Source organism: Sphingobacterium sp. Mn56C, assembly GCF_049319645.1.
In the GTDB taxonomy this organism is placed as follows: domain Bacteria; phylum Bacteroidota; class Bacteroidia; order Sphingobacteriales; family Sphingobacteriaceae; genus Sphingobacterium.
In genome coordinates this window covers 341,980-356,435 of record NZ_JBMOUC010000003.1, presented here as the reverse complement: position 1 = coordinate 356,435, position 14,456 = coordinate 341,980, and the positions used below count along the sequence as shown (strand labels likewise).

The window sequence follows — 14,456 nt, the reverse complement described above, 5'->3', positions numbered from 1 at the left end:
TAGCCCATGGAAACAGCCTATATAATCGAAAAATTAATCCTTGTCGTTATCGTATTTACTATAACCTTGGTTATTGCCATGTATTCCACCCTTGCCGAACGTAAGATCGCCGGTTTTATGCAAGATCGTTTAGGCCCCGACCGGGCGGGGATATATGGTATGCTGCAGCCGCTATGTGATGGTGGAAAATTCTTCTTTAAGGAGGAGATTATTCCTGCAGGAGCCCATAAGCCACTGTTTATTCTGGGACCAGTAATTGCTATAATAACGGCATGTATCAGCTCGGCTGTAATACCTTGGGGGCAAGAATTAAGCATCGGTGGCCATACCATTAGCCTGCAGGTTGCCGAAGTGAATATCGGCGTATTGTACATTTTCGGCGTTATTGCCTTGGGTGTTTACGGCATAATGCTTGGGGGCTGGGCTTCCAATAATAAATTCTCCTTAATGGGTGCCATTCGTGCGGCATCTCAAAGTATAAGTTACGAAATTGGTCTCGGGCTGTCGTTAATCGCTTTACTGATGGTAACAGGAACGCTGCAAATTGGCGAGATCGTTGCCCAGCAGTCGGGCTTTGTGAATTGGAATATCTGGGTGCAGCCTTTAGGCTTTTTAATATTTATTACCTGTGCTTTTGCCGAATGTAACCGCGTACCCTTCGACTTGCCTGAGTGTGAAACCGAATTGGTAGGGGGCTACCATACCGAGTATTCCTCCATGAAGTTGGGGTTATATATGTTTTCCGAATATATCAATATGTTCGTCTCCTCGGCGCTTATGGCGGCTTTATATTTTGGGGGGTATAACTTTCCGTTTATGTACGATTTGGGCCTGTCACAGAATTGGATTACCCTGATCGGTGTACTGGTATTTTTTCTTAAAATCTTTGGCTTTATTTTCTTCTTTATGTGGATACGCTGGACATTACCGCGCTTTCGCTACGACCAGCTTATGAACCTGGGCTGGAAGGTGTTGATACCGCTTGCTATTGCCAATATCGTGCTTACCGGCGTTGTAACGCTATGGTTCGATAAGTAGCAGCCTGGAGATATAAACGGTTATTTTTTAATTATACAATGGAAAGTAGAGTTGTAGAAAACGGAGTATACTGGAGCCAAGCGCTTTAATGTTAGGGCTATAACCTTCAAAAAGATTAAACTATGCAATCATTAAGTAATAGAAAAAAAGTACTCGAACAGAAGCCCATGAATATCTGGGAACGTATGTATTTGCCGGCCATTGTGAAGGGATTATCGATTACTTTAAGGCATTTTTTTAAGAAAACACCAACGGTTCGTTATCCCGAACAGGAAAGACCGTACGCCAAGAACTTTCGCGGTCAGCACTCTCTAAAGCGCGATGAGCAAGGCCGCGAACGCTGTACGGCCTGTGGTTTATGTGCCCTTTCGTGCCCTGCAGAAGCCATCAGCATGATTGCTGCCGAACGGTCTAAAGAGGAGATGCACCTGTACAGGGAGGAGAAATATGCGGCGGTATACGAGATCAATATGCTGCGCTGTATATTCTGTGGTTTATGCGAAGAAGCCTGCCCGAAGGAAGCCATCTACCTCGATGGCCCGCACGTGACGGCAGAATACTTGCGTAAAGACTTTATCTATGGCAAAGACAAACTTGTAGAGCCCAAATTCGATATTACCAAACTTACACAAGAAACGCCCTAAGCCCATGAGTATATTCTATTTTGTAGCCTTTCTGTCGATATTTTTTGCACTGATGACTATTTTTACGAAGAACCCTGTGCATAGCGTGTTGTACCTGGTGATTACCTTTTTCACCTTTACCATTCATTACATTTTATTGAATGCCCAATTTTTGGCGGTCGTAAACTTTATTGTTTACATGGGCGCTATTATGGTGCTATTTCTATTTGTATTGATGTTGTTGAACCTAAACAAAGAAAGTGAACCCATAAAATCAAACCTTGTTAAGGTGATGGGGGCGATTGCGGGGATGTGTATGCTGGCCACATTTTTGGGCGCCTTCCGTATTATGGAAGTCGACAATGGCTTCATAACGGGAAATGCCGATGTGGGCTTGGTTAAAAACCTAGGTAAGATATTGTTTAACGAGTTTTTGCTCCCCTTTGAGCTGTCTTCAATTTTATTGTTAACAGCCATGGTAGGAGCCATATTATTAGCTAAAAAAGAAAGAAAAGAAGCCTAATGGACAATTTTATACAACATATTCAGGGTATACCCATAAATCACTATTTGATTTTTTGTAGTATCATTTTTGTGATCGGCGTAATTGGGGTTTTAATCCGGCGTAACGTGATTATAATGATGATGTCTATTGAGCTGATGCTGAATTCGGTGAATTTACTATTGGCTGCCTTTTCTGCTTATAGGGGCGATGGTAGCGGACAGGTATTTGTGTTTTTTGTTATGGCATTGGCTGCTGCCGAAGTTGCGGTAGGGCTGGCCATTGTCATTATGGTATACCGGAATACCAAATCCGTGGATATCGATTCGTTAAGTAAGTTACGTTGGTAAATTAGAAAGCTAAAAACCTCAAGTTATGATGGATATTCTTTGGTTAATACCGTTATTGCCGTTAATCGGATTTATAATCAATGGCCTAGGGCAAACAATCCTCCCCAAAAGTGCGATTGGCAGTATTGGGAGTGGTTTGGTGCTGGCGGCCTTTATTTTAAGCTGTACCGTATTTGCTACGGTGCTGAATGCGGCTAATAGCGGCGCTGAAACCTCCTTCAGCGCGCACCTGTTCGATTGGTTTTCTGTGGGCGATTATACCCTTAGCTTCTCGTTTTTAATTGATCCGCTGAGTGTATTAATGATGCTGATTATAACGGGAGTAGGTTTTTTAATCCACGTATACGCGATAGCGTACATGAAAAACGACCCTGGTTTTGGAAAGTTTTTTGCCTACCTGAATCTATTTATCTTCTTTATGGTCCTGCTGGTTATGGGGTCCAATTACCTGATTATGTTTATTGGCTGGGAAGGGGTAGGGCTATGTTCGTATCTACTTATTGGCTTTTGGTATACCCATAAATCCTATGCATCGGCAGCGAAAAAGGCATTTGTAATGAACCGTATTGGCGATTTAGGCTTTCTGATTGCTGTTTTCGCAATTTTGGCTGCCTTTGGCTCGCTGGAGTTTACGGCCGTATTTGAAAAGGCAAGTCTTTTTCCTATGGGCGACGCAACGCTACTGCTGATTACCTTACTGCTGTTTATTGCTGCAACAGGAAAATCAGCACAGATTCCGCTGTTCACCTGGCTACCGGATGCTATGGCCGGACCGACTCCTGTTTCCGCATTAATACATGCTGCCACAATGGTTACAGCAGGGGTCTATTTAATTGTTCGGTCTAATATTCTGTTTACACTATCGCCCATTACCTTGCAATTAATTGCCTGCATTGGTGTATGTACCGCCTTAATGGCCGCCATAATTGCGCTTACACAAAATGATATTAAAAAAGTCTTAGCCTATTCTACCGTATCTCAGTTGGGCTTTATGTTCCTTGCCTTGGGTGTTGGGGCATATACAGGGGCATTTTTCCATGTGCTAACCCATGCCTTTTTTAAGGCTTTATTATTCTTGGGTGCGGGCTCGGTAATCCATGCTATGCACGACGAGCAGGATATGCGTAAGATGGGCGGGCTCAAAAAGGCACTACCCGTAACGTATGGTACCATGCTGGTAGCCACCCTGGCCATTGCCGGTATCCCGCCCTTCTCGGGGTTTTTCTCGAAGGATGAGATCTTAGCTTTTACCTTCGCAGCGAATCCGCTACTCTGGATATTAGCCTTTGCCGCTGCATTATGTACCGCATTTTATATGTTCAGGTTAATGTACCTTACTTTTTATGGCACCTATAGAGGCGCTGAGTCGACGCAGCAAAAACTCCATGAGTCGCCATGGGCAATGCGGATACCTCTGCTTATTTTGGCTGTATTTGCTGGCGTTGCCGGCGCTTTAAATGTGCCCGAAGCACTTGGCGGCAGCCACTGGCTGGCCAGCTTCCTCAGTCCTATATTCGCATATAGCGAGAAACAGGTGGCCCCCGTTCATATTGCACATACGACCGAGTATATATTAATGGCTATTTCGGCAGTTGCCGCTATACTTATGGCCGGGTTAGCGTATGGGCTGTATGTTAAAAAAGGGCAGATCCCTTCGGAAGAGGGTAAAAGCCAGGGATGGCTATACAGGCTATCGTATCATAAATTTTATATCGACGAAATCTACCAGGCGCTAATTGTGAAACCCTTAAACCAGCTATCGAGGTTCTTCTATAAAGTCATAGACAGGGCGGGTATAGATGGTATTGTAGAAGGCATAGGCGAATTTTTTATGGCTTCGGGGCGCGGTATCCGCCAGCTGCAAAGCGGACATGTGGGGTTTTACCTCTTTATGATGGTCATCGGTGTCATAGCGATTATGCTGTATGGTTTTTTAAGTATTTAGATTTGTAAATAGAAGAGATTCATGGATAACTTATTTATACTGCTACTAGTACCGCTTTTAGGAGCAATGATCTTAGCTTTTGTAAAGACCCCGTCTACCGCGAAATGGTTGGCCTTGGGTTTTTCTGTGCTGCAGTTGCTACTTACGTTGCCTTTTATATGCAAGTTTAATCCCGATGCAACGGTTCAGTTTACACAGTCCTTTGCCTGGATAAGTCGCTTTACTATTCATTTTCATATCGCTGTGGATGGCATTAGTTTGCCCCTACTCGTATTGACCAACGGGCTAATACCCTGGATAACCTTATCCAGCTTCGCCAAAAAATATACAGGTAATTTTTATGCCTTGCTTCTTTTTATGCAAATGGGGCTCCTGCTGGTGTTTATGGCGCAAGATGCTTTCACCTTTTATGTGGGCTGGGAGATTGCCTTAATACCGATTTATTTTATCTGTGCTTTATGGGGAGACGGCGATCGTATTCGTATTACGATGAAGTTTTTTATCTATACCTTTCTGGGTAGTTTGCTTATGTTGCTCGCTATTTTGTACCTATACCAACAGACAGCAAGTAAAGACTTTGAATGGGCTTCCTTTCGGGCCTTATCCTTACCCGAAGACACACAACGCTGGATCTTCTGGGCTTTTTTTCTGGCTTTTGCAATTAAAATTCCGCTGTTTCCATTCCACAGCTGGCAGCCCGATACGTATACCCATGCGCCAAGTGCCGGCACCATGCTGCTGGCGGGTATCATGCTGAAAATGGGGATCTACGGCTTGATACGCTGGTTGATACCTATAGCACCCTTAGGCGTTGCAGCCTATGGGCCTATAGCCTTAATATTGGCTCTTATCGGCCTTGTCTATGCCTCGATTATAGCGTTTAAGCAAAACGATGCAAAGCGCCTTCTTGCGTACTCATCTATTGCCCACGTAGGGCTGATAAGTGCTGGCGTGTTTGCGTGGAATACCCTGGGGCTGCAGGGTGCCGTATTACAGATGGTAAACCACGGCATATCTGTTGTAGGTTTATTCTATGTGATCGATATTTTACAAGCACGAGCAGGCAGCAGATCGCTAGCCGATCTTGGCGGTTTGGCCAAGCGTATGCCTCGGCTTTCGGTGTTATTCTTACTGCTTATTATGGGCGCCATCGGTCTGCCGCTAACCAATGGCTTTATAGGCGAATTTTTGTTACTAAAGGGGTTATATCAAGTAGGCATCTGGTATGCTGCAGTAGCCGGCCTGACGCTGATTTTTGGCGCCGTTTATATGTTGCGGTTATATCAAAAGACCATGTTAGGTCCTTTAGCGGAGACCTATGTTGCGGTAAAAGATATTCAGGGTCGCGAGTTTGTCCTGCTTATTATCGCAGCAATAGCTGTACTATACTTAGGCATATTTCCGAATAGCGTCTTACAGCTTTCCGAAGCAGCAGTTGGACAATTAACAGAGCAAATACAGTTTTAGGCATAAATTTACTTTTAGATACTATGGGTGCGATTATTACGCTAGCATTATTGGGCATTGGGGTTTTATATGTAGGGCTGTTTAAAGCAAATAAAGCTTTATTACCGGTCAGTCTCTTGGGGCTGCTTGTGGCTTTAGGGTTTGAAATATCCTTATGGCATACGGATGCAAAACCGATTTATAATGGTATGCTGGTGTTCGACCATATGGCCTTGTCATTTTCCATATTATGCATACTGACAACCGCATTGATCCTGCTGCTATCGAAGGCCTATTTCCGCGAGATAAGTTCCAATGTAGCCGAGTACTATTGTTTAATTTTATTTTCATTGACCGGTGCCCTATTGGTCTGCGCGTTCCATAATTTTGCGATGCTGTTTATCGGTATTGAGATTATGTCGGTCGCGTTATACATTTTGGTAGGCATACGCCGCAAAGATTTAAGTGGCAACGAAGCATCTTTAAAGTACTTTATTATGGGTGCCTTCTCTACAGGATTCCTGTTGTTCGGTATTACGCTGCTCTACGGTGCTACAGGCACCTTTGCCATAAACGGTGTCGCAGAATACCTTATCCAAAACCCCACTGAGGTATCGCCCTTATTTTATGGCGGTGTGCTTCTATTCCTGGTCGGTTTATGTTTTAAAGTTGGCGCAGCACCCTTTCATTTCTGGACGCCAGATGTATACGAAGGGGCTCCCATTTTAATTACCAGTTATATGAGTACCGTCGTCAAGGTAGCCTCCTTTGCTGGCTTCCTACGTCTTTTTGGTACCGTGCTCGTGCCCCTGCATGCCTATTGGACGCCCGTTTTATTGGGCGTGATTATAATTACCCTCTTTGTCGGGAACATCTCGGCCTTGCTACAGAGCAGCTTTAAGCGCATGCTGGCCTACTCCAGTATCGCCCATGCCGGATATATGCTGTTTGCTATCGTCGGCATTGGTGCCACATCTACGGCGGCAATTTTCACCTATGCTATAGCCTACAGTTTGGCTTCCGTTGCGGCATTTGGGGCGCTGATATTGGTAAAAAGAAACCTAGGCTCCGATCAGATCATGGCCTTCAACGGGCTGGGAAAGAAAAATCCACTGTTAGCTTTAACCATTACCATATCGATGCTATCGTTGGCTGGAATACCCTTAACAGCAGGGTTCATCGGTAAGTTCATGATGTTTAATGCCGCGATGTCCGATTACCATATTATTTTATTAATCCTTGCCGTAGTAAATGCCGGGATTGGAGTGTACTATTACCTGAACGTACTGGCACATATGTATTTCCGCCCCAGCGACGATGCAACAGAAGCCATTGCAGTACCGTTAAACTTTAAAGTGGTGCTCCTGTTAACGGCAGCCTTAACGCTGGTATTAGGGGTTTACCCCGATTGTATCGTATCGCTATTTTAAAAGCATGCTATAAAACAGAGCTCCCCGTGCGGGCAACCGTAGAATTTGCATTTTACGGTTCACCTGTGTTAACGTGAAAGAAATTAAAGTTTCTTAGGATGAAAGTCTTAACTTGTGCTTTAGGGTTTTTTGCGTGCTTTAAAGGCTTTCTTTAGGTTTTCCGACTTTTTAACGCTTATAAATCAGTGTTAAATATCGACGTTGTCAAGTTAAGTTTTTTCTTTTTTTCTGATTGTCTTTTGAACTTTAGAGACAAATTGTATCTTTATAATTGACCAAGGTTGATTATGAGAAGCGGAAAAGGGCAACTATTATTCTACATTATTTTTATGCTGTTGGGGCTAGTCGGTACACTTTCGACTAGGGCACAAACCGTGGTTAAAGGTGTAGTGCTCGATTCGCATACCTTAAAACCTATACCCGGTGCTGGCATTGGAACACGGTATGGTTTACGCGAAGCATCAACCGATAAGCAAGGGCATTTTATTATTAAATCCGAGCTGCAGCAAGACAGCCTTTTTATTTATGCTATGGGCTACCAGCATAAGCATATGCTATTAAACGACTCCAGCCGCAGCTGGGTGCAAGTAACCTTAGTACCTACCAACAAAGAAATAGAAGCGGTAGACATTGTAAAAAAAGGGAAGTACAATAAAAACAACCCCGCTGCCGAACTTATCGATATCGTTATCCAGCATAAAAAACAAAATAAGCTCGCCCGGAAAGACAGTTTATATTTCCAGCAATACGATAAAGTGAAATTTGGCATGGTAAATCCGAAGCCAGGCATAAGCAAAACCCTAGGCGATATCGGCTTTTTCTTTCAAAATGTCGATACCAGCCTAATCCAAGGGAAAGCCCTTCTCACCATGTATCAACAGGAAGATCTTTCCGATAATTACATCAAGCAACAGCCCAGCAGAACAAAAAAGATAATCCGTTTTCGCGAAAAGACCGAATTTAACCCCAAGTATATCAATAACCCCAATATAGAATCGTACCTAAATTACCTGTTTCAGCCCGTAGACATATACGACGAAAGTATATTTTACCTCAATAAACTACTGTTAAGTCCGATTGCCGATAACGCCAAATTGTATTATAAATACCAGGTGTTAGATACGGTGAAAACGGCAACAGATTATTATGTGCGGCTGCGTTTCGAACCCTACAACATGAACGATGTTTTGTTTAAAGGCGAGCTGAAGGTAGCGCTGGATGGCAGTTATGCCATCCAAGGGGCAGACCTCCGGGTAGATAAAAATGCAAATATCAACTGGGTGAACGACCTGTCCATGCGATTGTCCTATTTTAAAGACCCCACAGGTGTGATGCTGCAAGATACCGTGCATATTGTCGTACTTTTTGGTCGAGGCAGTAAAGACGCCCTATTTGGAGAACGCCTCAGTTTAAGTCAGCACTACAACCTAAAGGACAGCAGTGCGGCTTCCGTATTTTCGGGCGCCCCGGTAGAACTACGGCTGGCAGAAAATCAGCAACTCGGAAACCGACGCCCTGTAGCCCTAAACCCCAATGAATCGAAGACCTATGCCTATGTCGACAGCCTGAATCAAATGCCCGCATTCAATAATTTGCTGGCTGTCGGATACCTAATAGCGCAGGGCTATTACTCGGTAGGGAAGTTTGAGTTCGGGCCATTGGAGTACCTGTATCATCGGAATAATCTGGAAGGCAACCGCTTCCGTGTTGGAGGAAGAACAACAGCAGAATTTTCGGACCGTATATACCTGCAAGGCTACCTGGCCTATGGCACGGACGATGCTCGTTTTAAATACTACCTCAAAACGGCCGTTGCCTTAAACAATAAAGCAATAACCACCTTTCCGGCACATTATCTGGAAGGCACCATTCAAAGCGATATTTTCGAACCCGGAAAAGGACTCGGCTTTCTTAAAGGCGACAGTTTTTTCCGCAGTTTCAGGTCCAACAGACCGTTAAAATGGCTGTTTACCGATTCCTACCGGCTAGGACACCTGGTTGAATTTGGAAACCATTGGAGCGTAGCCACACAGCTTACCCATCAGCGCCGACGTCCATTAGGCGACCTGCGTTTCCCCCTAAGCAGCGATAGCACCCAGTTTTTGCAGCATATACATACCAATGATATTCAAGTAGCGCTGCGCTGGGCACCCTTTGAAAAATTCTACTACCGTAACCTAGAGCGGTCCACCATTGCCGAGAAACATCCGGTTTTTGTCGTGCAATATAACCGCGGTATTAAAGGGCCTATGGGTGGCGATTACAATTACGATGCTGTACGTTTCTCCGTTGCCAAGCGCTTCTTTTGGAACCAGCTGGGTTTTGGTGATGCCATTTTTACGGCCGGCAAAATTTGGGGAACCCTGCCGTATCCTTTGTTAGAGATGCCCAATGTGCAGGAGCTAAAAGACCGCAATACCATTTCATATGATATGACCAACAGCATGGAGTTTGCTGCAGACCAGTTTGTAAAGTTTTCCTATGAGCATGAGCTAAATGGTTATATCTTAAATAAAATCCCCCTCGTAAAAAAACTTAAGCTCCGCGAGATTTTTGGGGTACGCGCATTTTATGGTGAAATATCTAAAAATAATAACCCCTACCTCAGTGCAGACGTGGTTTATTTCGATAAAAACGCCGACGGACAAACGATTACACACGCCTTAAACCGGAAGCCCTATTGTGAAGGATACCTGGGCCTAGACAATATCCTGAATGTCTTACGCGTTCAGTATTTTTATAGATTCAATTATAACGATAACCCAAACGTTAGGAAGCAGCGTTATGTTGTTTCCTTGAACTTTAATTTTTAATTGTATGGAAAATTATAGCACAATTCTAGTAAGCCAAGACGGTAAAACAGCCATAATAACCCTCAATAGGCCCGATAAAATGAATGCGCTGAATGCAGCTACGTTTAAGGATATCATTGCCGCTCTCGAACATATACAACAAGATGCAGCTATCGGCGGTGTAATTATTACCGGCGCCGGAGAAAAAGCCTTTATTGCCGGGGCTGATATCCAGGAGTTTGAGGGTATGACAAAACAAGGGGCTATCGAGAAGGCATCTTTTGGCCATGAGCAGGTTATGAACCGCATACAAGCGTTTCCGAAACCTATTATTGCGGCTATAAATGGCTTTGCTCTGGGGGGAGGATTGGAGCTTGCCTTAGCCTGCCATATCCGCGTAGCCGTGCCGACGGCAAAGTTAGGCCTTCCTGAAGTATCGTTAGGCCTAATTCCGGGGTATGGCGGTACGCAAAGACTCACCCAACTTGTCGGTAGAGGCCGCGCCCTGGAAATAATCCTTACCGGAGATATGATCCCTGCGGAACAAGGGTTGAACTGGGGCCTGCTGAACCATATATACGAAAAAGAAGCCTTAATCAGCGGTGCCAAGGCTATTCTGGAAAGGATATACCTACGGTCGCCACATGCCGTAGGCAGCGCTATTGCAGCCGTAAATACGGGTATCATAGACCCCGTTGCTGGAAACAAAAAGGAGATTGATTTATTCGGATCCTGTTTTGAGCACGCAGAAGGGAAAGAAGGAATTGCTGCATTTTTAGAAAAGCGCAAACCAAACTTCCCTTAACATTGTTCTTAGTAAAAAATAACATAGCAATTTAATTTATGGGGAATGCAGTTTTTTCGCAAAAAGAGCGGAATATTATCATATTGATTATCATAATCGTATTAGGTGGTATATTATTGTATGCCGTTAAAGGTATTTTCAGTGCCATCTTGGGAACCATGGTGATGTATACCCTGTTTCGCAATTTAAATATCTTCCTCATTGAGAAATGGCGCTTCCCAAAACCACTATCTGCGGTGCTGGTGATTCTCCTTTCTATTATTATTATTGTCCTTCCATTTGCAGGAATAGGCTCTATGATGGTCAATAAAGCCATAGAGCTACGCAATAACCCCGCATTTTTAAATGATTTTATAAATGCTGTAAACCAATTTGCAGGCGAGAAACTTGGCAAGCCCGATTTACTGAAAGAGCAGCTACAAGCCAGTATGGCCTATGCCGGAGGGCTGTTGAGCGCCGTAATCGGGGGTGCTGCGAATGCCTTTCTGATTATTACGGTCATGTACTTCCTGCTATACTTTATGTTTGTACACACCAAAGGATTCGAGAAAAGCCTGGCTTACTACCTACCCTTTGAAGGCGAGAGCACCTTGGTATTTGCAGAGGAATTTAAAAATCTAACCTACGCCAATATTGTAGGGCAAACGATTATTGCCATTGTACAAGGAGCCTGTTTAACGCTGGGATTTTGGCTGTTTGGCGTAAATGACGGATTGTTTTGGGGCGTTATCTGTGCGATTATGTCATTTGTACCCCTTGTAGGGCCCGTGCTAATATTCGTGCCTGCCGCAGTCATACTATTCTCGCAAGGACAAACCTGGCAGGGGGCAGGACTACTGATCTGGGGTTTCGGTTTAGTTATTAATATCGACAATGTATTACGCCTTATTATTGCCAAGAAAGTCGGCGATATCCATCCCATTATTACGGTAATAGGCGTTATTATCGGGTTACCATTGTTTGGTTTAATGGGCCTCGTATACGGACCCCTATTGCTATCGTTCTTTATTATCGCCGTTCGGGTATACAAAAGCAGTAAGTCCTTGGAGTTAAAGCGAGAGCAGCTGGAAGAGCGCCCACGCCTGCCATAGCCTACACTATTCTACAGCGAAGCCCAACATATAATTTTGGAAGGCCTCGTAATATACCTGAAATGTTTGTTTCTTAGCGCCCTTTGTGAGCAGCAAAGTCATTACACCCTGTGGTTTATACACGAAAGGCGCTATAGTCATATCGTCCAAAAAAGACACACCTTTATTGCCTTGCAGTTTGTATACAGCCTCCTTGGCACACCAGCAGGCATAAAGCTGTGGTATTTCGTTTTCCCCCTGAATAAAATCCAGCTCCTGCGGTTTTAAAAACTTCTCTTTAATACGGACAACCTTATCCTTCACGATCTCCAGGTCTATACCACATTCCCCTTGTTGAGACAACATCACGCCCGCATAATCAAAAGAATGTGTTAACGATATTTTATACGGGTAATCCGGTAAGTACGGTTTGCCGTTTTCATCGGAAGGGCAGTTTATATACGCGTCGGTCTGCAATAAATACCGCAGCAACACACGTGTGGCCAACCAGTGTAAGGTACGTTTGCCCTTACGCATTGCCGCTAGTTTTTGCTGCTCCAGCTCATTAAGCTGTAACTTTTCCAATAACTCCTCTGCAGTTTCTTCAATTTTCCATATTGCAAACTTAGTTTGCGTATTTAATTCCCGGAGATAAACGAGTGCCATAATGCAAAGGTAAGAAGGTTCGTAAAAGTTTAAGCTTAAAAACAGGTTTTCTATTTTAGAAAACCTGTTTTTTTTAAGGCCTTAAAAGGCTTTTAAAAGGTAAATCTATCTACCTATCGCCAAGCCTTATACTGGTTTATTAAACCATTGGTAGAACTGTCGTGCGAATTTACAGGAGCATTATCCTTTAATTCCGGCAAAATATTACTTGCCAACTGTTTACCAAGCTCAACACCCCATTGGTCAAAGCTATAAATATTCCAAATCACACCCTGCACAAAAATTTTGTGCTCATACAAGGCAATGAGTGTTCCCAAGGTACGTGGCGTAATTTTTTTGATTAAGAACGAGTTTGTAGGTCTATTCCCTTCGAACACCTTAAAAGCTTTTAAAGCTTCAATTTCAGCGTCCGATTTTCCGGCTTTCTGCAATTCCTTCACTACATCCTCCTCCGTTTTGCCATTCATTAAAGCCTCTGTCTGCGCAAAGAAGTTCGCCAGCAACATCTGATGATGATCGCCCAGCTGGTTGTGCGAAATTGCAGGAGCGATAAAGTCGCAAGGAATAAGTTTTGTTCCCTGGTGGATAAGCTGATAAAAGGCATGCTGACCGTTAGTACCCGGCTCGCCCCAGATTACAGGCCCCGTTTGGTAAGGCACAGGCTGGCCATTGCGGTCTACATACTTCCCGTTACTTTCCATATCCCCCTGTTGGAAATACGCCGCAAAGCGGTGCATATACTGATCATAAGGCAATATTGCCTGCGTTTCGGCATCAAAGAAATTGTTGTACCAAATGCCCAATACCGCTAATACCACAGCAATATTTTCTTCGAAAGGAGTTTCTTTAAAGTGCACATCCGCCGTGTAAGCCCCCTGCAGAAGTTCCTCAAAATTGTCGTAACCAATACCTAAAGCAATAGATAGACCAATAGCCGACCATAACGAGTAGCGGCCACCCACCCAATCCCAAAACTCAAACATATTTTTAGGGTCTATACCAAATGCCGACACCCCCTTTTCGTTGGTGCTTAAAGCCGCAAAGTGTTTCGCCACATCCGCTTCTACGGCACCCGATTGTAAGAACCAATCCTTTGCCGATTGTGCATTAGCCATCGTTTCTTGCGTAGTAAAAGTTTTGGAAGCGATTAAAAACAAAGTCGTTTCCGGGTTTAAGTCTTTTAAAGTTTCCGCGATATGGGTCCCATCCACATTAGAAACGAAATGCAAATCCAAGCGCGTTTTATACGCTTTCAAAGCTTCAGTAACCATAACCGGCCCCAGGTCAGAGCCACCAATACCAATATTCACCACATCGGTAATCTCTTTTCCGGTAAACCCCTTCCATGCCCCCGAGATAATACGGTCAGAAAAATCCTTCATATGCGCTAATACAGCCCGCACCTGTGGCATTACATCTTCACCGTCTACCCATACCGGAGAATTTCCCTGCTGGCGCAATGCCGTATGCAATACCGGTCTACCCTCTGTAGCGTTAATTTTATCGCCCGAAAACATTGCTTTTATAGCCTCATCCAGCTTACACTCTTTTGCCAGCTGTATCAGTAAAGCAAAAGTGGTATCGTTGATTCTGTTTTTCGAGAAATCCAATAAAATATCCTCCAAAGTAATGGAGAACTTACCAAATCGCTCTGGATCCGCCTCAAACAATTCCTTTAACGATTGCTGGTTGATATCTATATAATGATCCGTAAGGTATTTGTACGCCTGTGTTGTTGTAAAATCAATTTTTGGTAACATAATTATTCCATTAAAAGTTGACTATAAAT

General features: G+C 43.9%; 12 protein-coding genes. 10 read left to right on the top strand and 2 right to left on the bottom strand.

The window, feature by feature from the left end; genetic code table 11:
- The first annotated feature begins 6 nt into the window (after window positions 1–6).
- From nuoH to ACL9RF_RS11080, 10 genes are all read left to right on the top strand, one after another.
- The gene (gene nuoH, locus ACL9RF_RS11125; RefSeq protein ID WP_422800702.1) at window positions 7–1,038 is read left to right on the top strand and encodes an NADH-quinone oxidoreductase subunit NuoH; all 1,032 of its coding nucleotides are present in this window, start codon (window positions 7–9) and stop codon (window positions 1,036–1,038) included.
- Window positions 1,039–1,160: 122 nt separating this feature from the next.
- On the top strand, window positions 1,161–1,682 hold the full coding sequence (locus ACL9RF_RS11120; protein ID WP_422800701.1) for a NuoI/complex I 23 kDa subunit family protein: 522 nt from the start codon (window positions 1,161–1,163) through the stop codon (window positions 1,680–1,682).
- A gap of 4 nt (window positions 1,683–1,686) precedes the next feature.
- A complete protein-coding gene (locus ACL9RF_RS11115) occupies window positions 1,687–2,184 on the top strand; it encodes an NADH-quinone oxidoreductase subunit J (RefSeq protein WP_422800700.1) in 498 nt (165 codons plus the stop codon).
- Window positions 2,184–2,513 carry an NADH-quinone oxidoreductase subunit NuoK gene (gene nuoK / locus ACL9RF_RS11110; RefSeq protein ID WP_422800699.1) on the top strand — a complete coding sequence of 110 codons (330 nt, stop codon included), beginning with the start codon at window positions 2,184–2,186 and terminating at the stop codon, window positions 2,511–2,513. Before ACL9RF_RS11115 ends, nuoK begins: the two co-directional genes overlap by 1 nt.
- A 25-nt stretch (window positions 2,514–2,538) precedes the next feature.
- Complete coding sequence (gene nuoL, locus ACL9RF_RS11105) at window positions 2,539–4,458, top strand: NADH-quinone oxidoreductase subunit L (protein WP_422800698.1); 1,920 nt, start codon at window positions 2,539–2,541, stop codon at window positions 4,456–4,458.
- Window positions 4,459–4,479: 21 nt separating this feature from the next.
- Window positions 4,480–5,925 (top strand): complex I subunit 4 family protein, encoded by a 1,446-nt coding sequence (locus tag ACL9RF_RS11100; protein ID WP_422800697.1) that lies wholly within the window; start codon window positions 4,480–4,482, stop codon window positions 5,923–5,925.
- A gap of 23 nt (window positions 5,926–5,948) precedes the next feature.
- The gene (locus ACL9RF_RS11095) at window positions 5,949–7,334 is read left to right on the top strand and encodes an NADH-quinone oxidoreductase subunit N (RefSeq protein WP_422800696.1); all 1,386 of its coding nucleotides are present in this window, start codon (window positions 5,949–5,951) and stop codon (window positions 7,332–7,334) included.
- 287 nt (window positions 7,335–7,621) lie between these two features.
- Complete coding sequence (locus ACL9RF_RS11090) at window positions 7,622–10,147, top strand: DUF5686 family protein (protein ID WP_422800695.1); 2,526 nt, start codon at window positions 7,622–7,624, stop codon at window positions 10,145–10,147.
- 4 nt (window positions 10,148–10,151) lie between these two features.
- A complete protein-coding gene (locus ACL9RF_RS11085) occupies window positions 10,152–10,931 on the top strand; it encodes an enoyl-CoA hydratase/isomerase family protein (RefSeq protein ID WP_422800694.1) in 780 nt (259 codons plus the stop codon).
- 38 nt (window positions 10,932–10,969) lie between these two features.
- Window positions 10,970–12,022 carry an AI-2E family transporter gene (locus ACL9RF_RS11080; protein ID WP_422800693.1) on the top strand — a complete coding sequence of 351 codons (1,053 nt, stop codon included), beginning with the start codon at window positions 10,970–10,972 and terminating at the stop codon, window positions 12,020–12,022.
- Window positions 12,023–12,028: 6 nt separating this feature from the next.
- Here the strand turns inward: ACL9RF_RS11080 and ACL9RF_RS11075 are convergent, their stop codons facing one another.
- Complete coding sequence (locus ACL9RF_RS11075) at window positions 12,029–12,667, bottom strand: 4'-phosphopantetheinyl transferase family protein (RefSeq protein ID WP_422800692.1); 639 nt, start codon at window positions 12,665–12,667, stop codon at window positions 12,029–12,031.
- 113 nt (window positions 12,668–12,780) lie between these two features.
- Window positions 12,781–14,427 (bottom strand): glucose-6-phosphate isomerase, encoded by a 1,647-nt coding sequence (gene pgi, locus ACL9RF_RS11070; protein WP_422800691.1) that lies wholly within the window; start codon window positions 14,425–14,427, stop codon window positions 12,781–12,783.
- Window positions 14,428–14,456: the final 29 nt, after the last annotated feature.